The organism is Mesorhizobium sp. M1328 (assembly GCF_040318075.1).
Taxonomy (GTDB): Bacteria; Pseudomonadota; Alphaproteobacteria; order Rhizobiales; family Rhizobiaceae; genus Mesorhizobium.
The window spans coordinates 385880-409127 of the sequence record NZ_JAMYLO010000001.1; the positions used below are offsets into that span (position 1 = coordinate 385880).

A 23248-nucleotide genomic window follows, 5' to 3' on the forward strand; every position below is an offset into this window, starting at 1 on the left:
CCCCGTATAGTGACGGGGAGAAGGACGAAGCTCCAGCGCTGACGCCCCCCTCTCCCCGTCTCTATACGGGGAGAGGGTAAGGGTGAGGGGCAGCGCCAACCTTTGCCGCGAAGCTACTTCAGCACCTTCCCATCGGCTCCAAACCGGTATGTCTTCGCCGGATCCGGCGTCGCATAGAGCGTGGCACCAGGCTCAGCGTTATAGACGCCAAAAATGCGCACGGTGATCAGGCCGGCCATCTCGCAGTCGAGATAGAGGTTGGTGTCGGCGCCGAGATGCTCGGCATGGACGACCGTGCCTTTCCAGGCGCCGGATTTGGGATCGACCGTCAAATGTTCGGGACGGACGCCGATGGTCTTTGCCGTTTCGCCAAGCCTGGCACCGTCGACGAAATTCATCTTCGGTGAGCCGATGAACCCAGCGACGAATTCATTTGCCGGCGAATTGTAAAGCTCCATCGGTCCGCCGATCTGCTCGATCTTGCCTGCGTTGAGCACGACGATCTTGTCGGCCAGTGTCATCGCCTCGACCTGGTCGTGGGTGACATAGATCATCGTTGCCTTCAGCCGGCGATGCAATTGCGCAATCTCCAGCCTGGTGTTGACGCGCAGCGCGGCATCGAGGTTCGACAACGGCTCGTCGAACAGAAAAAGCTTTGGTTCGCGCACCACGGCACGGCCGATGGCGACGCGCTGGCGCTGGCCGCCGGACAATTCGGCCGGCCGCCTCTCGAGATAGGGCTCCAGCGACAGCATCGACGAAGCGATGCCGATGCGGCGGTCGATCTCGGCCGCCGGCGTGCCTGCCTGCTTGAGGCCGAGGCCCATATTGTTCTTCACCGTCAGATGCGGGTAGAGCGCGTAGGTCTGGAACACCATGGCGATGCCGCGCTTGGCCGGCGGCGTTGCGGAGACGTCCGCACCGTCGATCACCACGCGGCCTGAGGTCGAGTCCTCCAGCCCGGCAATAACCCTGAGCAGCGTCGACTTCCCACAGCCGGATGGACCGACGAAGACGACGAACTCGCCATCCGTCACTTCGAGGTTGATGCCCTTCAGCACCTCGACCGGCCCGAAGGCCTTTTTCACGTTCTCGATGTTCAGCGAGCCCACGGCTTAGTCCCTGTTCTAGAGTTTCACGGCGAGGCCGCTGCGCACGCTCTCGTCTGCGGCCAGGCAGACGGCGAGCGACTTCACCGCGTCGTCCATGTGGCGGGTCAAGTCCAGATCCTCGCGGACCGCCTTCAGCACAAACGCCTGTTCCAGGTCGCAGAGGTCCTGATGGCCGGGCTCGCCTTGCATCGACAGCATCTCATCCGGTTTGGCGAATTTGCCGTCCGCTCCGGTTGCCGCACTGTGCAGGCGGATGGTCGAGGTCTTGGTGTGGGTGTCGATGTCGTCGGACCTGACGCCCTCTTTCATAACGATCGACACGCAACCATTGGGCGAGATCACGTCTTTCACGAAGAAAGCCGTCTCCGAAATCATCGGCCCCCAGCCGGCCTCATACCAGCCGACCGAGCCATCGTCGAACAGCACCTGCAGATGCCCGTAATTGTACATTGAGGGCGCAATCTCGTCGCTCAGCCGCAGCCCCATGCCGCGCACCTCGACCGGCCTGGCATCGGTGATCTGCAGCATCACGTCGAGATAATGCACCCCGCAATCGACTATCGGCGACGTCGTCTGCATCAGCTGCTTGTGCGTCTCCCAGGTGTGGCCGGAGGATTGCTGGTTGAGATTCATGCGGAACACGTAAGGGCCGCCGAGCTTCCGCGCCTCGGCGATCAGCCTGATCCAGGACGGGTGATGGCGCAGGATATAGCCGATCACCAGTTTCTTGCCGTTGGCCTTGGCTGCGGCGACGACGCGCTCTGCATCCGCGACCGTCGTTGCCAGCGGCTTTTCGACGAAGACGTGGCAGCCGGCCTCGAATGCCTTGACCGCATAATCGGCATGGCTGTCGGAATAGGTGGCGATGCAGGCGACGTCAGGCCGTTCGTCACGCAGCGCCTCGTCGAAGGAGCGCCGGATGGCGTAGGTCGAAAGCCCTTCCGGCAGCTGCACATCGGAGCGGTTGACCAGTGCGGCGATCTGGAATCCCGGATTGGTGTGATAGGCCAGCGCATGGCTGCGCCCCATATTGCCGAGCCCGGCGACGACAACGCGAAGAGGTTTTTGCGAACTCACTTGACGGCTCCGGACGTAATGCCGCGGATCAATTGCCGCGAGAAGATGACGTAGAGGATCAGCACCGGCATGATCGCCAGCGACAGCGCCGCGAGAATGGCGTTCCAGTTGGTGACGAACTGGCCGAGGAACAGTTGCGCGCCGAGCGTCACCGTCTTGGTCTCCTCCGACGGCGCCAGGATCAGCGGGAACCACAGATCGTTCCAGATCGGGATCATGGTGAAGACGGCGACCGTCGCCATCGATGGCCGCACCAGCGGCAGCACCAGCCGGAAAAAGATCGTGTATTCGGACAGGCCATCGATCCTGCCCGCATTCTTCAGATCGTCGGAGACCTGCTTCATGAATTCCGACAGGATGAAGACGGCAAGCGGCAGGCCCTGCGCCGTGTAGACCAGGATCAGCGCCGTCAGCGTGTTGACCAGTCCGCTGGCCACCATCAACTGCAGGATGGCGACGGTGCCGAGGCGGATCGGGATCATGATGCCGAGCGCCAGGTAAAGCCCCATCAGCGAATTGCCGCGAAAGCGGTATTCGGACAGCGCGAAAGCCGCCATGGCGCCGAACAGAAGCACGAAGAACAGCGAGGCGACGGTGACGACAAGGCTGTTCTGGAAATAGTGGATGAAGTCGCCCTGACCGATCACCGTGGTGTAGCCGATCAGGTCGAAGGTCCCTGGCGTCGGCGGCGTCAGCGGCGCGCCAAAGATCCCGGCACGCGATTTGAACGAATTCATGATCACGAGGATCACCGGAAACAGCGCGATCGCGGTGTAGGTCAGAAGGATCGCGTGGGCGCCGATGGTGCGGGGCAGCGAACGGGTTGCGGTGCTCATGATCGCGCTCCCTAAAACTGGTAGCGACGCAAGCGTGTCTGCACGAGGAACAGATAGACGCAGACGCCGCCGAGGATGATCAGGAACATCATCGTGGCGATCGCAGCTCCCATATTGGGGTCGCCAACCTGCAGCTGGAAGCCAAAGAAGGCGCGGTAGAGGAAGGTGCCGAGAATATCCGTTGAATAGTTCGGCCCGGCCAACGCGCCTTGCGCGGTGTAGATCAGGTCGAAAGCGTTGAAATTGCCGACGAAGGTCAGGATCGAGATGATGCCGATCGACGGCAGGATCAGCGGCAGCTTGATCTTCCAGAACTGCGCCATCCCGGTGATCCCATCGCATTCGGCGGCCTCGATCACCTCTTCGGGGATGGACAGCAGTGCCGCGTAGATCAGCATCATCGGGATGCCGACGAACTGCCACACCGAGATCAGGCTGAGCGCGGTCAGCGCATATTGCGCCTTGCCGAGCCAGGGCGTGAACAGGCTTTTCAGGCCGACAAGGTCCATCATATGCGGTGCCACGCCCCATAGCGGCGACAGGATCAGCTTCCAGGCAAAGCCGACGATGACGAAAGACAGAATCGTCGGCACGAAGATCGCCGTGCGGTAGAAGGCGGAAAACCGCAGCCTGGGGCTGGACAGAAGTGCCGCCAAAAGGACGCCGATCGGGTTCTGCACCAGCATGTGGATGATGAAGAACCAGACATTGTTCCGCAGCGCGTTCCAGAAATTGACCGACCAGTTGGGATCGCCGAACAGCATGCGGAAATTTTCCAGTCCGACGAACACCTGCGACTGATTGATGTTGCGGAACAAGGAAAGCTGCAGCGTGCCGGCCAGCGGCAGGATCATGATCGCCGTATAGACCAGCAACGCCGGCGCCAGGAAAACGCCGATATGCCAGCGGAACGGTCTTTTCGGTACTGCGGCCATGCGTTCGGTCCCCGCCGATCAGGTCTTGCTATTGCCGTCAAAGGGCACGGCGCCTCCCTCCCCCTCGAGGGGAGGGTGCTTCGCGAAGCGAGGCGGGTGGGGTCGGCAGAGGCAGCGCGCCATCGTCGTTCGACCGCGCTTTCCAACAACGATCAAGCCGCGGCCTGCCTCGACCGACCCCCTCTGTCGCCTTCAGCGACATCTCCCCCTCGAGGGGGGAGACAACGCTTCGCCGCGCCTTACTTCGCCGGCTTGTACCAGCTGTCGAGGCCGTCCTGCAGCTTCTTGGCGGCAGCCTCCGGCGTGTCGGTGCCGTTGATGACGTTGGCCGATTCAACCCACGTTTCGTTTTCGAGGTTCGGCGTGCCGCGCGACAGGATCTGGTAGGTCGAGCGGATCGTCGACTTGCACTTGCCGCGCCAGGAGACGAATTCCTGGGCCAGCGGGTCTTCCATCTTCACGGGGGTGTTGTTCAGGCTGAAGAAGCCCGGCAGCGCGTTGGCGTAGATGGTGGCGAAGTCCGGCGAGGCCACCCAGGACAGGAAGGTCTTGGCCGCATCCGCGTTCTTCGAGGCCGCATTGAGGCCCATGCCGATGTCGGTGTGGTCGGAGATGTAGCAGGTGTCGCCGGCCTTCTGTACCGGCGGCGGGAACGCGCCCATCTTGAACTGTGCCTGCGTGTTGAACAGGCCGATTTCCCACGAACCGGCCGGGTAGATGGCGGCGCGGCCGAGCGTGAACAGGTTCTGGCTGTCCGGATAGGTCTGCGCCTCGAAGCCGTCGCCGAGATAGTCCTTCCACTTGGCCAGTTCCTTGTAGGGCTCGACCCACTGCGGATCGGTCAGCTTCTGCTCGCCCTTGATCAGTGCCAGGCGGCCTTCCTCGCCCTTCCAGTAGTTCGGGCCGATGTTCTGGTAGCCCATGGTCGCCGCTTCCCAGAGATCCTTGGTGCCCATCGCCATCGGGATGTAGGTGCCGTCGGCCTTGATCTTGTCGAGCGCGGCGTAGAACTCCTCATTGGTCGTCGGCACCTTGATGCCGAGCTTGTCAAAGGCGTCCTTGTTGTAGATGAAGCCATGGATGACCGAGGCCATCGGCACGCAGAAGCTCGACTTGCCGTCGTCGGTCTGCCAGGCCGCCTTGGCAACATCGGAGAAGTTCTCCATGCCGGGCAGGGTCGAGATATCGGCGAGGTTGCCCTTCTTGAAGAGTTCCAGCGACTTGTCGAACGGGCGGCAGGTGATCAGGTCGCCGGCCGAGCCGGCGGCGAGCTTGGCGCCGAGGGCGGCGTCATACTCGGTTGGCGCCGACGGCGCGAACACCACCTTGATGCCCGGGTTCTTGGCTTCGAAGGCCGGGATCAGCTTGTCCTTCCAGATGGCAAGGTCGTCGCCGCGCCAGCTTTCGATGTTGAGCGTTACGTCGTCGGCATAAGCCACCCCGGCGGAGCCGAGAATGCTGGTGCCGAGAAGAAGTGCCGTCAGTAGCTTCGTTGTCATGCTCAGTCTCCCTGTTGACCTTTTTCAGGTTCGGTTTTGATGAGAACAGAGGCATTGCGCCCCTTGCTCCCCTCGATCGCGGAAAGGGCTGGCCGCAGCTTGTGGCCGGTCCCTTCCAATATCTTCTCGGCCGCATCGGCGCTGGCGGCGCCGGCGGCGAGCAGAATGGCGGTCTTGACGACGCCGCCGCTCCTTTCGAGCAGGCGCGCCGCCTCGTTCTTGTCGCGCCCGCTGATGGCGGCGACGATGCGAGCGGCGCGGTCGCGCAGCTTGATGTTGTCGGCCATGAGGTTGACCATGTAGCCGTCATGGACATGGCCGAGATGGATCGCGGCCAGCGTCGACAGCATGTTGAGCGCGATCTTCTGGGCGGTGCCGGCGCCCATGCGCGTCGAGCCGGCAATCAGCTCCGGCGGCGTTTCGAGCAGGATTGCGATGTCGGCCAGCCGCAGCAGCGGCGCATCCCGGTTGTTGGCGATGGCAATGGTCGCCGCGCCGCGGCGCCTGGCGTCCTCGATCGCCCTGACAGCATAAGGTGTCGAGCCACTGGCCGAGACGGCGATCAGGCAGTCGCCCTTGCCGATGCGGGCGGCAGCAACCGCTGCCGAAGCTTCCTCAGTGTCGTCCTCCGGCCCGCCGGCCAGTGTCTTGAAGGCCTCGTCGCCGCCGGCGATCAGGATGGCGATGCGATCGCGCTGGATGCCGAACGTGCCCGGCAACTCCAGCGCATCGGCCAGTGCCATCAGGCCCGAACTGCCGGCAGCCGCATAGGCGAGCTTGCCGCCGCTTTTCAGTCTGCTTGCGATGATTTCGGCTGCCGCGGCAATGGCAGGAATGGCGCCGTGCACGGCCTTGGCGGCCTCGATCTGTGCGTTGGCCAAACAGGAAAGGACGGCTTCCGGGGCCTGGATATCCAGTCCCTCGGCATTGTGGTGAAGCGCTTCGGTGCGCGTTTCGGCCATCCGCTTTCCTCCAATCGAGAAAACCATACCAAAAAAATACCACTTGTCCACACGCATTAATGAAATCGTTGCGCCGGCGCAGGCCTACGGACCAAATTGGCTTATTTTCTAGGTAGGTAGGGCTTAGCTTTTTTGAAACGGAAATTAACCCTTGGCTATTGGTATTTTATTGGTATTATCCGCCCGGAGGAGAAATCGCGTGAAATTCGTGCTCGGCATCGATGGCGGCGGCACCAGCTGCAGGGCGGCCCTTGCAACGGCCGACGGCATCGTCCTCGGCCGCGCCAAAAGCGGCGCCGCCAACATCCGAACCGATCTCACCGGCGCCAGGACAAACATCGTCGACGCAGCGCAGCAGGCCTTTGTCGCCGCGGGCAGAGATCCCGCACTGATCCCGCAAACTCCGGCCGTTCTCGGCCTTGCCGGCGCCAATGTCGGCACCTACAGGCAGCAGCTTGAAGCGATCCTGCCGTTCCGCATCAGCCGTGTCGAAACCGACGCGGAGATCGCGCTGGAAGGCGCGGTCGGCTCCGGCGACGGCGCCATGGCCATCCTCGGCACCGGCACCGCCTATATGGCACGCAAACAAGGCAAGTCGCGCGCCATCGGCGGCTGGGGTTTCCAGGTCGGCGACCAGGGCAGCGGCGCCCGCATCGGCCGCGACCTGCTCGAGCAAACGCTGCTCGCCTATGACGGCATCCGCCAGGGATCACCGCTGACAGAGGCCATGCTCGCCATCTTCCGCAACAATCCCGAGGATGTGGTCGAATTCACCACCAATGCCAAGCCCGGAGACTTCGGCGGCTTCGCGCCCAAGGTGTTCGAACATGCCGAAAAAGGCGACGTCGTCGCTATCTGGATCCTCGACAAGGCGGTCGCCGATGTCGAGGCAGCACTTGGCGTGCTCGACCTCGGTGACGACGATCCGCTCTGCCTGCTGGGCGGCCTGGCGCCGCTTTATGCGCCGCGCCTGTCGGCCCGCTACCGGGCGCTGCTGAACCCGCCGCTCGACGACGCGCTGGGCGGCGCGGTTCAGATGGCGGTTCGGATTTTCGCAAACACGGCGGAGGCAGCGCGATGAGCGAGGCGGCCGACCAGATATTCGCGGCGCTGAGACAATCGTCGCAGAGTGGCGCGCCACTCTATCTGCAGCTGAGGAAGAGCATCGAGGACGCCGTCAAACGCGGACTGATCGGACCGGGCGATGCGCTGCCTTCCGAGCGCGACATCGCCAGCAAGGCCGACATTTCGCGCGTCACCGTCCGCAAGGCGGTGCAGGACCTGGTCAAGGGCGGCATCCTCGTCCAGCGCCATGGTTCCGGCACCTTCGTTGCGCCGCGCATGGAGCGTGTCGAGCAGTCGCTGTCGATGCTGACCTCGTTTACCGAGGACATGGCGCGGCGCGGCATGGCGGTGCGTTCGGCCTGGCTCGACCGCGGCCTCTATCCGCCGTCGCCCGACGAGATGATGGTGCTCGGCCTGGCGTCGAACGAATTGGTGGCGCGCGTCGCGCGCCTTCGCATCGCCAACGACACGCCGCTGGCGATCGAGCGCGCCTCGCTATCGACAAGCGTGCTGCCCAATCCGGCGGCGATCGGTTCGTCGCTCTACGCGGCGCTGGAAAAGACCGGCAACAGGCCGGTTCGGGCGGTGCAGCGCATTTCCGCCACCAATCTCGGCGAAGGCGACGCACATCTGCTGGAAGTGCCGCCGGGCATTGCCGGCCTGCATATCGAGCGTATCTCCTATCTGGCGAGCGGCAAGGTGATCGAGTTCACCCGCTCCATCTACAGAGGCGACGCCTATGATTTTGTCGCCGAACTCCGGCTGAGCGGGCCGGGCGAAGAGGGCCGGCCATGACCGCAACAACGACCCATATGCGGCGCGAGATCGAGGAGATCCCGGAGGCCACCGCCCGCCTGCTCGACGGCTCGGCCGCGGTGCTGACGGAAGCCGGACGCGGCATTCGCGAGCGCGATCCGAATTTCATCGTCACAGTGGCGCGCGGCTCGTCCGATCATGCCGCGACCTTCATGAAATATGCCGTGGAGCTGACCGCCGGGCTGGCGGTCGCATCGGTCGGCCCGTCGATCGCCTCGATCTATGGCGCCAAGCTGAAGCTGGGCGGCTCGGCCTGCCTGGCTATCTCGCAATCCGGCAAGAGCCCGGACATAGTTGCCATGGCGCAAGCGGCGCGGGCCGGCGGTTCGCTTACCGTCGCCATCACCAACACCGCCGATTCGCCGCTGGCGCGCGCCTGCGACTACGCGATCGACATCCTGGCCGGACCGGAGCGCAGCGTCGCGGCGACGAAGACTTTCGTCAATTCGGCCGTCGCCGGGCTCGCCTTGATGGCGCATTGCACCGGCGACGACAAACTCCTGGCAGCACTCGCCAGCTTGCCGGAGCATTTTCGCAAGGCGATCGCCTGCGACTGGATGGCGCTGGCAGGGGCACTCGAGACGCAAAAATCGCTGTTCATCCTTGGCCGTGGCCCGTCGGCGGCGATCGCCAACGAGGCGGCGCTGAAATTCAAGGAAACCTGCGCCATGCATGCGGAAGCCTATAGTGCCGCCGAGGTCATGCACGGCCCGCTGGCGCTGCTCGGTCCCGGCTTCCCGGTGCTGGCTCTGGCTGCTCGCGATGCGTCCGAGCCGTCGGTGGCCGATGCCGCCGACAGCCTGGCCGGCAAGGGCGCTGCCGTCTTCGTGACGTCGGACAAGGCAAAGAGCGCTCAGCGCCTGCCGCATGTCGCCACCGGTCATCCGCTGACCGATCCACTGACGCTGATCGTGTCGTTCTATGGTTTCGTCGAGGCCTTTGCCCGCCATCGCGGCCTCGACCCTGACACGCCGCCCAATCTGCGCAAGGTGACGGAAACCCTATGACCGATCGCTTTGCCCTGACTGGCGCCCGGATATTCGATGGCGACGACTGGCACGACAATGCGGCGCTTGTCGTGCGCGACGGCCTCGTTGAGGCCATCGTTGCCGCCGGGGCCGTTCCACCCGGTGTTGCGCGTATCGAGACCGGCGGCGGCATGCTGGCGCCTGGCTTCGTCGATCTGCAGGTCAATGGCGGCGGCGGCGTCATGCTCAACGACCATCCCGACGTCGCCTCGATCGAGACCATCTGCCGGGCGCACGCGCCCTTCGGCACGGCGGCGCTGTTGCCGACGCTGATCACCGACACGTCCGAGATCACCGCCGCGGCGGTTGCGGCCGGAGCCGAGGCGGCACGGAGGAAGGTGCCGGGGTTCCTGGGCCTGCATCTCGAAGGGCCGCATCTGTCGATCGCCCGCAAGGGCGCGCATGACCCGGCGTTGATCCGGCCGATGCTAGACCCCGACCAGGCGATGCTGATCGCCGCACGGAAAAACCTGCCGGTACTGCTGACGACGGTGGCGCCCGAATCCGTCGAGCCCGGCCAGGTGTCGGCACTTAGCAAGGCCGGTATTGTCGTTAGCATCGGCCATTCCGATACCGGCTATGCCACGGCTCGCGCCTTTGCCGAGGCCGGCGCAACGGTGGTCACCCATCTGTTCAACGCAATGAGCCAGATCGGCAATCGCGAGCCGGGGCTGGCGGGCGCGGCAATCGATACAGCCACATTCCATGCCGGCATCATCGCCGACGGCATCCATGTCGATCCGGCCACCATGGCCATCGCCTTGCGCGCCAAGCAGGGGCCGGGCAAGATCCTGCTCGTCACCGACGCCATGGCGACGATCGGCACAGACATGACCTCGTTTACGCTGAACGGCCGCACCATCCACCGCAAGGATGGCAGGCTGACGCTTGCCGACGGCACGCTGGCGGGCGCGGATCTCGACATGATTTCCGCGGTGCGCTTCGTGCACCGCGTCGTCGGCCTCAGCCTCGACGAAGCCTTGCGCATGGCCTCGCTCTATCCGGCGCAAGCGATCGGCCAGTCGCACCGGCTCGGGCGCTTCGCCAAGGGAACTGCTGCCAACATCGTTTCGCTGTCGGACGATCTGGACATTAAAAGCGTCTGGATCGACGGTGCCAGGGTTTTTGCAGCCAACGCCATCCCTCCGGCTTAGCCGGCTTTGGACGTATAGAGGTCCTTGTAGGTTTCGCGCAGCAGGTTCTTCTGCACCTTGCCCATTGTGTTGCGCGGCAGTTCGTCCACGAAGATCACCCGTTTCGGATGCTTGTACCTGGCGAGGCGCCCGGCGATGGCCTCGACGATCCCTGCGGCGCTGATGGCCGAGCCCGGCGTCCTCACCACGATAGCGGTGACGCCTTCGCCGAAATCCGGATGGGCAACGCCGATGACAGCGCTTTCGGCGACGCCAGCCAGCGCGTCGATCTCGCTCTCGACTTCCTTTGGATAGATATTGTAGCCGCCGGAAATGATCAGGTCCTTGCCGCGGCCGACGATGTGGACATAGCCGTCGGGATCGATCAGCCCGAGATCGCCGGTGATGAAGAAACCGTCGTCACGGAATTCGGCCCTGGTCTTTTCCGGCATATGCCAGTAGCCGCAAAAGACGTTCGGGCCCTTGACCTCGATCATGCCGACCTCGCCCCGGGCAAGTGTTTCGCCGCCATCGGGATCGGCGATGCGCAGGGAAACGCCGGGCAGGGGAAACCCGACCGTGCCGGCACGCCGCTCGCCATCATAAGGGTTCGACGTGTTCATGTTGGTCTCGGTCATGCCGTAGCGCTCGAGGATGGCGTGGCCGGTGCGCTCTCGCCAGGCTCTGTGCGTCTCGGCCAAAAGCGGCGCCGAGCCGGAAATGAACAGGCGGATGTTTTTCGCCGCTTGCCGGTTCAAACCGTCCTGCTGCAGCAGGCGGACGTAGAATGTCGGCACGCCCATCAGGGCGGTGGCGCGCGGCAGCAGCGAGACGATGCGGGCCGGGTCGAATTTGGTTACGAACAGCATCGAGGCGCCGGCCATCAGGACGACATTGGTGGCGACGAAAAGGCCATGTGTGTGGAAAACCGGCAGCGCGTGAACCAGCACGTCTGCGGCAGTGAAGCGCCAGAGGTCGACCAGCACCCGCGCATTCGAGGCAAGGTTCTCGTGGCTGAGCATGGCGCCTTTCGAACGGCCGGTGGTGCCGGACGTGTAGAGGATTGCGGCAAGGTCGTCCGGTCCGCGCGCCACATCGTGGAAGTCCACGGCCGCCTCAGAGGCGCGGTCGGTCAACGAACCCTCACCCTTGCTGCCGAGTGTCGCGACCGCAGCGCCCGAGGCCTGCGCCAAAGCGCCGATCTCGGTCACTCGCGCCGGGTCGCAGACGACCAGTCGCGGCTCGGCATCCCTGAAGAAATAGTCGAGCTCGGTCAGCGTATAGGCGGTGTTGAGCGGCAGGAAGATCGCCCCGGCACGCAGGCAGGCGAGATAAAGGAAAATGGCCTCGGGGCTCTTCTCGACCTGAACGGCGACGCGGTCGCCGGCTTCGACGCCTAGCTGCGACAGCGCATGTGCCAGTTGAGCGGAGCGCGCCAGCATTTCGCCATAGCTGATCGAGCGCCCGTCCTCTGCCTCCATCAAAAGGCGTCCGGGCGCGGGCATCCGGGCACGGAAAGCATCGAACAGATGGTTGCTCATAAGTCCCCCGAGCAGCTGTCTCCGGCCGGACGGCGGCGGTCAGCCGGCCGCCTTGTCCGCCGCCGCCCTGATTGCCTCGATGTTTGCCCGGTAGGCCTCGACGCTGCCGCCCTTGAAGATGGCCGCGCCGGCGACCAGCACGCTGGCGCCGGCCGCGGTGACCAAGGGCGCAGTTTCAGGCGAAATGCCGCCGTCGATCTCGATCCGGATCGGCCTGTCACCGATCAGCGCCTTCACCCGCTTCACCTTGTCGACGATCGCTGGAATGAAGGCTTGGCCGCCGAAGCCTGGATTGACCGTCATGATCAGGACCAGATCAAGCCGGTCGAGCACGTATTCGATCATCGTCTCCGGTGTCGCCGGGTTGAGCGACACGCCGGCCTTCTTGCCAAGGTTTTTGATCGTCTGCAGCGAACGGTCGAGATGCGGCCCGGCTTCGGCGTGCACCGTGATGCCGTCGCAGCCGGCCTCGGCGAAGGCGGCCAGATAGGGATCGGCCGGGGCGATCATCAGATGGCAGTCGAAGAAAGCCTTGGTGCGGTTGCGGATCGCCTTGATCACCGGCGGCCCGAAGGTGATGTTGGGGACGAAATGCCCGTCCATGACGTCAAGGTGAATCCAGTCGGCGCCCGCGGCCGCCACGGCCTCGACCTCGTCGCCGAGCTTCGAGAAATCGGACGCCAGCACCGATGGCGCGATCAGGGTTTTTTTGCTCATGATGCGGCCTTCTCGAACGCCCCGGTTTATGCCCTATGTCTGCATCGACTGCCTAGACCATGAGTCCGGAAAGTGGAAGCTGGTTTGTCCTTCCGCCGACGCAGCGGCTTCAGGTTTGCGCTGCCTTCTCATCTGCCGCCGAAGAAAACCCCGCCGGATCGCTCCGGCGGGTTTTGGGTGACGCGAACCATCACCGTTTGAAGTTCCGCGCGCGATCCTATTGCTCGAGCTGCGGCTTGCGCCTTGGCACGACCTGCTGAAGAACCTTTGGATTCAGCAGCAGGGTCGGTTTGCGGATCGGCTGGCACTGGCCATTGATCGGCCGCGCGCCCGGTGCGCATTCCAGCCGTGGTTTGCGGCAGGCGCCGTCGCGCAGCTCTGTCCCACGCGGGCAGACGCAGACGCCGCGCTTGTTGTGGATCTGGCCTGGTATCGGGCACTCCACCACAACAGGCTTCTTGCGCCTGCAGGCATTGCCTTGCACTTCCGTGCCCCTCGGGCAGACGCAATCGCCGTCGGCGTCGTGGATCTGGCCACGGATGGTGCACTGCTCGGGCTTTGGCCGGATTGGCCGGCAGGCATTGCCTCTGACTTCCGTACCCCGCGGGCAGACGCAATCGCCAGCGGCGTCGTGGATCTGGCCACGGATGGTGCACTGCTCGGGCCTTGGCTGGATTGGCCGGCAGGCATTGCCTCTGACTTCGGTGCCCCGCGGGCAGACACAATCACCAACAGCGTCGTGGATCTGGCCACGAATGGTGCACTGCTCGGGTTCCGGCTGGATCGGCCTGCAGGCATTGCCTCTGACTTCGGTGCCCCGCGGGCAGACGCAATCGCCGGCAGCGTCGTGGATCTGGCCACGGATCGTGCACTGCTCGGGCTTCGGCTCTTTCCCCACGCAAGCGCCGTTCTCCAGCTCGGTTCCGCGCGGACAGACGCAACGTCCGTCTTCGGTGCGGATCTGGCCTTTGAGCAGAACGCAAGGTCTTGGCTTCGGCACGATGACCGTGCCGCCGCCGGACGAGCATTGGCCGTTACGGAAGGTCGTGCCTGGCGGGCAGACGCAGTTGCCGGCGTCGTTCATGACGAAGCCTTGCGAGCATTCCTTCTTCACCTCATTCCTGATGGTGAAGGGATGGCAGGCATAGGCTTTGCCGCGATCACCCTGCACGTTGGCCGCACCGCGGGACAACACGTCGCCACCGCCTTGCACCGGCGTGTTCGGAGACAGCACGCCGACGCAGTTCTGGCCGTTGACGGTGCCCTGCAGATTGGCCAGACGGCCATCGTCGGGAATGATCACGGTCACATTGTGCACGTGGCTTTCCCCGGCGCCGATCGTCAAATTGGCGACGCAGGACAGAGGCAAGGTTGCCGGCTCCGGCGAGCAGCCGAAGGGCGGATCGATCGAGGTGATCGCAACGCCTTCCAGCCGGCCGAGGCCTTCGACGCCGATGGCATCGCCGATGCGAACCGGACCGGAGAAGGCGCTCGTCCCATCGTTCGTGATGGTGATCTCGAACGAGCAGGGCTGGCCGGGCTTGCACTCGGCGTCGCCGGTCTTCTCGACGCGGATGGTCGAGGCGCCGCCCTTGGCGCAGGCCTGGCCGATCGGATAGACGATGTCGTCTCCCGGAGCCGGGCCGTAGGAGCCGCGTGCGCAGTTCTCGAATTCGCCATTCGTGGCAACCGTCACGTCGAAATGGCGACTGGTTCCGGGCGTCATAACGGCGCCGGGAATCTGGCAGGACAGTGTGTTGGCCGGAACCGGTCCGCAAGCCCATTCCGCGCCGTCTGGGGTGACGGTCTGGATCTGGACCGGCGCTCCGCCGGTTATCAGCGTCGCGGCATCGTTGACCCGCACCGGACCGGTCGGGGCAGCGGCGCCGAGGCTGATGACGGTGATGCGGCAGGAAACGATCGCAGCACCGGCCAGCGAGCCATTGCACACCTTGGTGATGCGCAGGGCCGGCTCGCCGCCATTGGGATGACGGATGCGTTCCTTGGCGCAGGCTCTGTTGTTGGTGATGTCGTTCTCACCGGGAATAGCCTTCACCTCGGCGCAGTTCTCGACGGTATCGGGCCGGTAGTTGGCCGGCATCACCGCCCTGACGAAGATCGGCGTCGAGGCGCCAGGCAACAGCACGATGCCGGCATTGTCGCAACGGAACTTGCCGGGACCGTTCGGCCCGCAGATCCATGGCGGCGTCGGGCCGAAGGTCGAGGATGCCGGCGCGCCGCCCGGATAGGTGTCGACGACCGTCAGCGGCCCGTTATAGGGGACGCTGCCATTGTTGATGATGTCGATCACGAAGGTGCAGACGCCATCGGCCGAACAGAATTCGGTTCGGGCGCGCTTCTTCAGGATCAGATCGAACTTCTTCTCCACCGGCGGCCGGCAGTCACGGTCACGATCGCCACGCCGGCAGATTGGGATCGAAGCACAGCCGCGATCGTTTTGCTGGCTGCCGAAAAGCAGCTTGCCGCTGGCGCCATAATTGTAGGTGGCGCAGTTGCGCAAGACGCTGCCTCGCCAGCCTGCGGCCGGCTTGAAGCCGAGCTTGAGGTCGACAGAGGCACCCGGACTGAGCGTGGTCACCGGATGGGTGCATGTCATCGGGGTGATTCCAGGCGCGCAGATCCAAGGCGGGTTCGGCCCTGAATCGAGGGTGGAGCTGGCCGGCAGGGTGACTTCGTCGAGCACGATCTTGCCGTGGTAGGGTGCATCGCCGACATTGGTGACCCTGATGGTGAAGTCGCAGCCGCCGCCCATCGTGCAACGTTGCACGTCGGCGCGCTTTTCGACTTTCAGATCCGGTTCCTTGTCCTTCGGCGGGCAGCGCTGATCACGCGGGATGACGATGTCGATGGTCTGCGTGCAGCACAGGCCCCAGCCCTCCTTCGGGCCGGCATAGGTTTCGATACCGGTGACGATGAGGTGGATGACTTCGCCAGGTGAAGCGCCGACGATCTTCCAATTGAGCACACCGCCGCCCGCCGGCACCAATTGCGTGTCGGGAATGATGGTGATGCCGGGTGTCGTCGTCGAAAGCTGCACCCATTTGCCAGCCATCTCTGGACCGACCGGCATGTGGTAGATGAAGGCGCCGCCGCCAGGCACGCAATCGACCGTGCCGCGCTCCACCTTGAAGCATTCCTTGCCGGGAGGTGGCGGTGGCGGATTACACTTGATGACGTCGATCCTGATTGAGGTCTTTTCGCCGGTCAGGAAATTACCGTCGTCCGGCTTGCCCGGATCCTGCGACGGGATTTCGACGCCAGCACCGCGTTCGCGGCTCACCTTGACTACGCCCTGGTTGTGAACGATCGTCGGTGACGGAAACGCCGAATGGTCGATCTTGGCGATGATCTGGAACGTAATGACGCGCTCGTTCCCAGCGCCGATGCCGTCGAGATCGCTGGCGGAAAGCCGGAAATCGGACACCGTCGCGGTATCGTCCGGGCCAGCCGAACTGCTGATCGTAGCGCCGGGCAGCGGTCCGCCGGACGCATCGGTGCCGTCGCCGGTCACATGCACGCCCACAATGCGCAGGCCGTGCGGGAGCTGGTCCCTGAAATCGAGCCGGACCTTTTTCAGCATGGCCGCGAGGCCGGGGCTGGCAAAACCCTGCGGATTGCCGCGCAAGCCAAAGCTCAGCGAATATACGACATAGTCGCAGCCTCTCTGGGTGCCTTTCTTGGTGAAGAAGGGCACGATCCGGCCCGGCTCCGGATTGACGATGCGAGGATTGTCGAAATCGAGCTTGGTATCTGGAATGACAGTGCCCGTATCGGCAGGCTTGGTCTTGGCCGGAGCAAGGTCTTCAGCGAAGCCTTGCAGCGGACTCAGCATGGCGACCGCGATACCGGCCGCCATCAGCCAGCGCGCGCCGCGCCTGGCGAGTGACAGGGGTTTCATGATGGTCTCCATGACAAATGATTGTTTGCCGGTTGATTGGCTGCTCGCCGCAGGCGGGAAAAGTGCAAGATTGCTCATCTTCCCCTCCTCACGGTTCGCAGCTGACGGCTGGGGTTCTGAGCGGCAAGGTCATCTTGCAGCAAGGGTAGTAGCCACCCTTGTCGCGGTCGGACTGCCGGTAGAAGCAGAGCCCGACATCGACCCTATCGCCAGGATAATGGCCGGTGATGCCGATCGTGAATGGCGCGCCGGGCGCATGCGACAGGGGTGAAGTCACCCCGACGCCAGGCGTCCTGGACAGAGCCTTGATCGAATCGCCGCCAAAGCCGGCATGGTCGCGGAGATAGAGATCGGCCTCGAGGCCGGAGGGCGTGCAGAAATACCTGACATCGTCGACATCGAGGCAAGGAGGCAGATTGCCGGGAGGCGGGAAGTCCGGCGGATAGAACGGTGGCAGATAGCCGCCCGGCACTTGTTCGTAATAGCCGGCGCGGCCTTCGCAGGGGCGCCAGACCTCGACGTCGCCGACATGGCCCTCGACTTCCGGGTCTTCGAAATAGGTGTCGAAGTCGACGAACCACGAGCCGAAAGGCGGCACGTTGGCCGGCTTGACCAGCGCCGTCGGCGTGATCTGCACGCCGTGCACGGCAAGCGGCCCGCCGGCTGCGAGTTGTTCAGCAAGCTCCGGGTTGTCGCGCAACTTGTCACCGGTATCGACCAGCGTGTCGGTGCAGACGCCGGTATCGAGATTGCCTTCGGCATCGTAGCCATATTGCAGGTCGAGGCCGCCGGCCGACTGCCGGTTGTCTTGCGGGAAGCCGACCGCATATGCCTGCGGCACTTCCACCCAGGCCGATTCCGTCGCCGGATCGTCCGGATTTTCGCGCCAGTAGCGGATGACCTCACCCTTGCCGGAATCGGCGAACTGGCTGTAGTCGTAGCGGTTCTCCACCGGGCCGCGCTGGGCCAGGTACATGAAGCCCTTGTTATCGAAGGCGATGTCGGTGACGGCGTAATCCTTGTCGGCCTTGACCGTCAGTTCCCAGCGCGGGTCGCCGGCGAAACTGCCGTCGCCGGCAATGCCCACCGACCAGATCTCCGCCTCATCACCGACCGAATAATAGAGCCGGCCGCCACGATAGGCGACCGACCAGACGCGGCGCTCGTCCTGCGTGTAGCCCCAGCTGTCGGGTTCCTCGCTGTCGAAGGCAGCACCCTGGATGTCCATCACCGAGCCGTCGTCTGCAAGGGCGGCAAGCCCGTGCGCCGGGCGGCCGGCTATGCCGTGGTCGAACGTGTCGAGCAGCGCGCCATTGGCGTCGATGCGGTGGATGAGGCCGGTGTCGAGATCGCTGGCGAAGAACTGGCGGTGGATATTGTCGAAAGTGACGTCGCCGATGCCGGGACCACTATTGGCGTCGATATCGGCGAATTTCGAGACGGCGCCGGTGATGCCGTCGATCTTCCAGATCGTTCCGGGGCCGCCGCCGTTTTCGGTGCCGAACTGGCCATCCATGAAGACCGCGTCAGCCGTGCCGCGGCGCTGCCGCTCCGGCCGGCCGTCGGCGTCGCCGTCTGGTGTGACGATACGGATGCCGTGCAGCGACGTGGCGCCGGCATAGAGGTTTGGAATGGCCGAGGGAACACCGTCGCGCACGCCGTCGTCATAGGCGATGCCGAACACCTGGCCGATTTGCCCGGCCGTGACCTCGAACGGTGGCGGGGTGAAGACCAATTGGCCAGACGCCGGCCCGCCCAGCCTTGAGACGTCGAAGATGCGTAAGGTCGCGCGCGCCGTGTCGATGAAGGTTTCGTCGACGGGATCGACGCCCCGGCGGCAGGCCTTCCTCGAAATTGGGGATGATGGTGCCGGAGAATCCGGTCACTGCCATCGAGCCGGGATAGATGATCTGGGTTTCCTGAGCCTGGGCCGAGCCACCGAGCCAGAGCCCAGCGGCGAGCGCCAAGATCGACAATCCGCTGGCAGCCTGGATGGCGCGGCGCAAACGGCCGGCACGAGAGCGCACCAACGCGCCGTGGTCGCAAGACATGGATCTCCCCCCACAGGTCATGGGAGAAACATCCGGTCCCGGCGCGCAAATCAGGGCAAGGCGCGGCGTTCCGGCACGTTCATCCCTGATCGAATTGTCTGCTTTCCTCGACGTCACGATACGCCTGCGTCCGCGCAGGGTCAACGGAACCAGCGAAAAGCCCAGCGCATCGACCCGGTCCCGAAGGCGATGGTCGCGCTGAGCTCCTGCTGTTCCCGGAGACCATGGAGCCTCTGGATCTGTGGTCATGGGGCTTTCCTTTCCGGGGCCGCACCACGCGGCACCTGAGCGTCAGTCGCGGGGTGAGGCGGAAAGGTTCAAGGGCCGGGCCGGGCCGGCTGGGTCATCGCCGGAAAATACGGGCCTGCCGGTCCCGAATCGGATCAACCGCGATGAATGGTGAACGCCTTGCGCAGAATGCTTGCGCGCCACGCAGCGTGTTCTTATATACGCGCCAAGCCGTCCAGCGCCGAATGCCGGTTGCCGGAGCGGAATTTCTTGTGAACAGGGGCTTTCGTCGGAACGCCTGTACGGGTCCTGAGAGCCTGCTTAGCGGAGAGATTAGAACAATGGCAAAAGTAATCGGTATCGATCTGGGAACAACCAACTCCTGTGTCGCCATCATGGATGGCAAGGAATCCAAGGTCATTGAGAATGCGGAAGGCGCGCGCACGACCCCTTCCATCGTCGCCATCAACAGCGACGGCGAGCGCCTCGTCGGCCAGCCGGCCAAGCGCCAGGCGGTTACCAATCCTGAAAACACCATTTTCGCGGTCAAGCGCCTGATCGGCCGCCGCTACGACGATCCGGTGACGGAGAAGGACAAGAAGCTTGTCCCCTACAAGATCGTCAAGGGCGACAATGGCGACGCCTGGGTCGAGGCCGGCGGCAAGAAGCAGTCGCCCAGCCAGATCTCGGCGATGATCCTGCAGAAGATGAAGGAAACGGCGGAGGCCTATCTCGGCGAGAAGGTCGAGAAGGCGGTCATCACCGTTCCCGCCTATTTCAACGACGCCCAGCGCCAGGCGACCAAGGATGCCGGCAAGATCGCCGGCCTCGAAGTGCTGCGCATCATCAACGAGCCGACGGCGGCCGCACTTGCCTATGGACTGGACAAGAAGGAAGGCAAGACGATTGCCGTCTATGACCTTGGCGGCGGCACGTTCGACATTTCAGTACTCGAAATCGGCGACGGCGTGTTCGAAGTGAAGTCGACCAATGGCGACACCTTCCTCGGCGGCGAGGATTTCGACATGCGTCTGGTCGAATATCTGGCGGCCGAGTTCAAGAAGGAACAGGGGATCGACCTGCGGAACGACAAGCTCGCCCTGCAGCGCCTCAAGGAAGCGGCTGAAAAGGCCAAGATCGAGCTGTCGTCCACCACGCAGACCGAAATCAACCTGCCCTTCATCACCGCCGATGCCACCGGCCCCAAGCACCTGACGCTGAAGCTGACGCGGGCGAAGTTCGAGAGCCTGGTCGAGGATCTCGTCCAGCGCACGATCGATCCCTGCAAGGCGGCGCTCAAGGATGCCGGCCTGAAGGCCGGCGAAATCGACGAGGTCGTCCTTGTCGGCGGTATGACCCGTATGCCCAAGATCCAGGAGATCGTGAAACAGTTCTTCGGCAAGGAGCCGCACAAGGGCGTCAACCCGGATGAGGTCGTCGCATTGGGCGCCGCCATCCAGGCCGGCGTGCTGCAGGGCGACGTCAAGGACGTGCTGCTGCTCGACGTGACGCCGCTGTCGCTCGGCATCGAGACGCTGGGCGGCGTGTTCACGCGGCTGATCGAACGCAACACGACGATTCCGACGAAGAAGAGCCAGGTGTTCTCCACGGCCGAGGATTCGCAGTCGGCGGTGACCATCCGCGTCTTCCAGGGCGAGCGTGAAATGGCCGCCGACAACAAGGCGCTCGGCCAGTTCGATCTGGTCGGCATCCCGCCTGCGCCGCGCGGCGTGCCGCAGATCGAGGTCACCTTCGACATCGACGCCAACGGCATTGTCAACGTCTCGGCCAAGGACAAGGGCACCGGCAAGGAGCACCAGATCCGCATCCAGGCGTCCGGCGGCCTTTCGGACACCGACATCGAGAAGATGGTCAAGGACGCCGAGGCCAATGCGGAAGCCGACAAGAAGCGGCGCGCGCTGGTCGAGGCCCGCAACCAGGCCGAGGCGCTGGTGCATTCCTCGGAGAAGTCGCTGAAGGAATATGGCGAGAAGGTTTCCGAGGCCGACCGCACGGCGATTGCCGATGCGATCGCGGCGCTGAAGACCGCTGCCGAAGGCGACGACGTGACCGAGATCGAGGCCAAGACGCAGACGCTCGCCGAAGTCTCGATGAAGCTCGGCCAGGCCATGTACGAGGCTTCGCAGAAGGAAGCCGCCGAGGCCGACGCCAAGGCTGATGCTGCCAAGGACAGCGACGTCGTCGATGCCGATTTCGAGGAAATCGACGAAGACGACGAGAAGAAGAAGTCGGCCTGAACCGCCTGACGGTACAGGTAAGGGAAAAAGCCCGGCGCACAGCCGGGCTTTTTTGCAACCCTTTGCCGGAAAAACGCTGAGCTGCCCGAAAAAATGCGGACAAAGCCTCGTAGACACTGGCATCGCGGCTCCATCACACCTAAATCGGAACAGCGTGCCGGCAAACGACGCAACGATGCTTCAAGACGTTGAATATCCGGACTGCGGGAAAACATGAAAGCTGATTTTTACGAAACGCTGGGCGTGCAAAAGGGCGCCGACGAGAAGGAGCTCAAGAGCGCTTTTCGCAAGCTCGCCATGCAGTTCCATCCCGACCGCAACCCAGGCGACCATGCCTGCGAGCACAAGTTCAAGGAAATCAACGAAGCCTACGAGACACTGAAGGACCCGCAGAAGCGCGCCGCCTATGATCGCTTCGGCCACGCCGCCTTCGAGCACGGCGGCATGAATGGCGGGGCGCAAGGCTTTGGCGCCGGCGGCTTCGCCGACATTTTCGAAGACATTTTCGGCGACATGATGGGCGGGCGCCAGCGCCGCTCATCCGGCGGCCGCGAGCGCGGCGCTGATCTGCGCTATAATATGGAAATCACGCTGGAAGAGGCATTTTCCGGCAAGACCGCGCAGATTCGGGTGCCGGCCTCGATCTCCTGCTCGGAATGCTCGGGCAGCGGCGCCAAGCCCGGCACCCAGCCCGTCACCTGCTCGATGTGCAACGGCCACGGCAAGGTGCGCGCCACGCAAGGCTTCTTCTCGATCGAGCGCACCTGCCCGCAATGCCAGGGGCGCGGCCAGACCATCAAGGATCCGTGCCCGAAATGCGCCGGCCAGGGCCGTGTCACCGAGGAGCGCTCGCTGTCGGTAAACATCCCTGCCGGCATCGAGGATGGCACCCGCATCCGGCTGGCCAATGAGGGCGAGGCCGGCCTGCGCGGCGGCCCGTCGGGCGATCTCTACATCTTCCTCGCGGTCAAGCCGCACGAATTCTTCCAGCGCGACGGCGCCGATCTTTATTGCAAGGTGCCGATCTCGATGACGACGGCAGCGCTTGGCGGCTCGTTCGAGGTGACGACACTGGACGGTACCCAGACGAAGGTGAAGGTGCCGGAAGGCACCCAGAACGGTCGCCAGTTCCGCCTCAAGGGCAAGGGCATGCCGGTGCTGCGCCAGCCCAATATCGGCGACCTCTACATCCAGACCGTGGTTGAGACGCCGCAGAACCTTTCGCGCCGCCAGCGCGAATTGCTGGAGGAATTCGAGCAGCTTTCCTCAAAGGACAATTCGCCCCAATCGAGCGGATTTTTCGCGCGCATGAAGGATTTTTTCGAAACGTTCGGCGAGCACTGAAGCTGATCCCTGGAAAACGCTTCCCGAGCGTCATCAACACCTTATCCGGGGATTCACCTTGTCTTGCACCTCGTAACTGCTAAGTAGCGTGCGAGGGAGCGTTGAGGAGGACTTTTCGATGACGCGTAGTCCAGGACTGCGAAAGACGCTGGCGGAAAAGTTCGACGACGAGTTGAAGTTCTTCAAGGGCTGGATCGACAAGCCGAAGGCGGTCGGTTCGATCGTCCCGACCAGTTCCATCACCGCAGGCAAGATGGCCTCGATCGTCGATCCGACATCCGGCCTGCCGGTGCTCGAGGTCGGGCCCGGTACAGGCGTCATCACGCGCGCCATCCTCGCCCAGGGCATAAAGCCTGAGAATCTCTACGCGGTCGAATATTCCTCTGATTTCGTGCGCCATCTGCGCCAGCTTTATCCAGGCGTCAACGTCATCGAGGGCGACGCCTTCAATCTCGACGCGACGCTTGGCGACAAGCGCGACCTGATCTTCGATTCTGTGATATCGGGCGTGCCGCTGCTCAATTTCCCTGTCGCCCAGCGCATCGCCTATGTCGAGAGCCTGCTCGACCGTATCCCGGCGGGCCGGCCGATCGTGCAGCTGACTTACGGGCCGCTGTCGCCGATCCCGCCGGGCCGCGGCGACTATACGGTCGAGCATTTCCATTTCGTTATCCGCAACATTCCGCCGACGCAGCTTTGGATCTATCGGCGCGGGGCCGCATGAATT

General features: G+C 63.9%; 16 protein-coding genes and 1 pseudogene. 7 read left to right on the top strand and 10 right to left on the bottom strand.

What is annotated here, in order from left to right; translation table 11 throughout:
- Window positions 1–113: 113 nt before the first annotated feature.
- From NKH23_RS01940 to NKH23_RS01965, 6 genes are all read right to left on the bottom strand, one after another.
- The gene (locus NKH23_RS01940; protein WP_352716186.1) at window positions 114–1112 is read right to left on the bottom strand and encodes an ABC transporter ATP-binding protein; all 999 of its coding nucleotides are present in this window, start codon (window positions 1110–1112) and stop codon (window positions 114–116) included.
- A 15-nt stretch (window positions 1113–1127) separates the two neighbouring features.
- Complete coding sequence (locus tag NKH23_RS01945; RefSeq protein ID WP_352912093.1) at window positions 1128–2189, bottom strand: Gfo/Idh/MocA family protein; 1062 nt, start codon at window positions 2187–2189, stop codon at window positions 1128–1130.
- Window positions 2186–3025: a carbohydrate ABC transporter permease gene (locus NKH23_RS01950; RefSeq protein ID WP_023718923.1), complete on the bottom strand. Its 840-nt coding sequence runs from the start codon at window positions 3023–3025 to the stop codon at window positions 2186–2188. Before NKH23_RS01950 ends, NKH23_RS01945 begins: the two co-directional genes overlap by 4 nt.
- A gap of 11 nt (window positions 3026–3036) precedes the next feature.
- The gene (locus NKH23_RS01955; RefSeq protein ID WP_352716179.1) at window positions 3037–3960 is read right to left on the bottom strand and encodes a carbohydrate ABC transporter permease; all 924 of its coding nucleotides are present in this window, start codon (window positions 3958–3960) and stop codon (window positions 3037–3039) included.
- A 239-nt stretch (window positions 3961–4199) separates the two neighbouring features.
- Window positions 4200–5459, bottom strand: a complete 1260-nt coding sequence (locus NKH23_RS01960) for an ABC transporter substrate-binding protein (RefSeq protein WP_352716177.1) — start codon at window positions 5457–5459, stop codon at window positions 4200–4202.
- Window positions 5460–5461: 2 nt separating this feature from the next.
- Window positions 5462–6421: an N-acetylmuramic acid 6-phosphate etherase gene (locus tag NKH23_RS01965; protein ID WP_352716175.1), complete on the bottom strand. Its 960-nt coding sequence runs from the start codon at window positions 6419–6421 to the stop codon at window positions 5462–5464.
- A gap of 199 nt (window positions 6422–6620) precedes the next feature.
- Here NKH23_RS01965 and NKH23_RS01970 point away from each other — a divergent pair, with 199 nt between their 5' ends.
- From NKH23_RS01970 to nagA, 4 genes are read left to right on the top strand one after another with little or no spacing between them, the layout of a single operon-like run.
- Window positions 6621–7502 carry a glucosamine kinase nucleotide-binding domain-containing protein gene (locus NKH23_RS01970; RefSeq protein ID WP_352912095.1) on the top strand — a complete coding sequence of 294 codons (882 nt, stop codon included), beginning with the start codon at window positions 6621–6623 and terminating at the stop codon, window positions 7500–7502.
- Window positions 7499–8281 (top strand): GntR family transcriptional regulator, encoded by a 783-nt coding sequence (locus tag NKH23_RS01975; protein WP_352912097.1) that lies wholly within the window; start codon window positions 7499–7501, stop codon window positions 8279–8281. Before NKH23_RS01970 ends, NKH23_RS01975 begins: the two co-directional genes overlap by 4 nt.
- A complete protein-coding gene (locus tag NKH23_RS01980; RefSeq protein WP_353034176.1) occupies window positions 8278–9309 on the top strand; it encodes an SIS domain-containing protein in 1032 nt (343 codons plus the stop codon). Before NKH23_RS01975 ends, NKH23_RS01980 begins: the two co-directional genes overlap by 4 nt.
- Window positions 9306–10484, top strand: coding sequence for an N-acetylglucosamine-6-phosphate deacetylase (nagA, locus tag NKH23_RS01985; protein WP_352979114.1), 1179 nt, complete (start codon window positions 9306–9308; stop codon window positions 10482–10484). The genes NKH23_RS01980 and nagA overlap by 4 nt, the downstream gene beginning before the upstream one ends.
- Here nagA and NKH23_RS01990 read toward each other — a convergent pair.
- The 4 genes and pseudogenes from NKH23_RS01990 to NKH23_RS02005 form a co-directional block, all read right to left on the bottom strand.
- On the bottom strand, window positions 10481–12004 hold the full coding sequence (locus NKH23_RS01990) for a malonate--CoA ligase (protein WP_352979116.1): 1524 nt from the start codon (window positions 12002–12004) through the stop codon (window positions 10481–10483). The two genes, nagA and NKH23_RS01990, sit on opposite strands and share 4 nt — an antisense overlap.
- A 39-nt stretch (window positions 12005–12043) precedes the next feature.
- A complete protein-coding gene (gene rpe / locus NKH23_RS01995; RefSeq protein ID WP_352912103.1) occupies window positions 12044–12721 on the bottom strand; it encodes a ribulose-phosphate 3-epimerase in 678 nt (225 codons plus the stop codon).
- A 217-nt stretch (window positions 12722–12938) separates the two neighbouring features.
- Window positions 12939–16718: a DUF7929 domain-containing protein gene (locus NKH23_RS02000; RefSeq protein ID WP_352979118.1), complete on the bottom strand. Its 3780-nt coding sequence runs from the start codon at window positions 16716–16718 to the stop codon at window positions 12939–12941.
- Window positions 16719–16728: 10 nt separating this feature from the next.
- Window positions 16729–18940: pseudogene (locus tag NKH23_RS02005) on the bottom strand (hypothetical protein).
- A gap of 320 nt (window positions 18941–19260) precedes the next feature.
- Between NKH23_RS02005 and dnaK the strand changes: the two are divergent.
- The 3 genes from dnaK to pmtA all read left to right on the top strand — a co-directional run bounded on the left by dnaK (window position 19261) and on the right by pmtA (window position 23245).
- Window positions 19261–21177 carry a molecular chaperone DnaK gene (gene dnaK, locus NKH23_RS02010; protein WP_352716162.1) on the top strand — a complete coding sequence of 639 codons (1917 nt, stop codon included), beginning with the start codon at window positions 19261–19263 and terminating at the stop codon, window positions 21175–21177.
- 213 nt (window positions 21178–21390) lie between these two features.
- The gene (gene dnaJ, locus NKH23_RS02015; RefSeq protein WP_023679852.1) at window positions 21391–22521 is read left to right on the top strand and encodes a molecular chaperone DnaJ; all 1131 of its coding nucleotides are present in this window, start codon (window positions 21391–21393) and stop codon (window positions 22519–22521) included.
- A 118-nt stretch (window positions 22522–22639) separates the two neighbouring features.
- Window positions 22640–23245 (top strand): phospholipid N-methyltransferase PmtA, encoded by a 606-nt coding sequence (pmtA, locus tag NKH23_RS02020; RefSeq protein WP_352716159.1) that lies wholly within the window; start codon window positions 22640–22642, stop codon window positions 23243–23245.
- Window positions 23246–23248 lie beyond the last annotated feature (3 nt).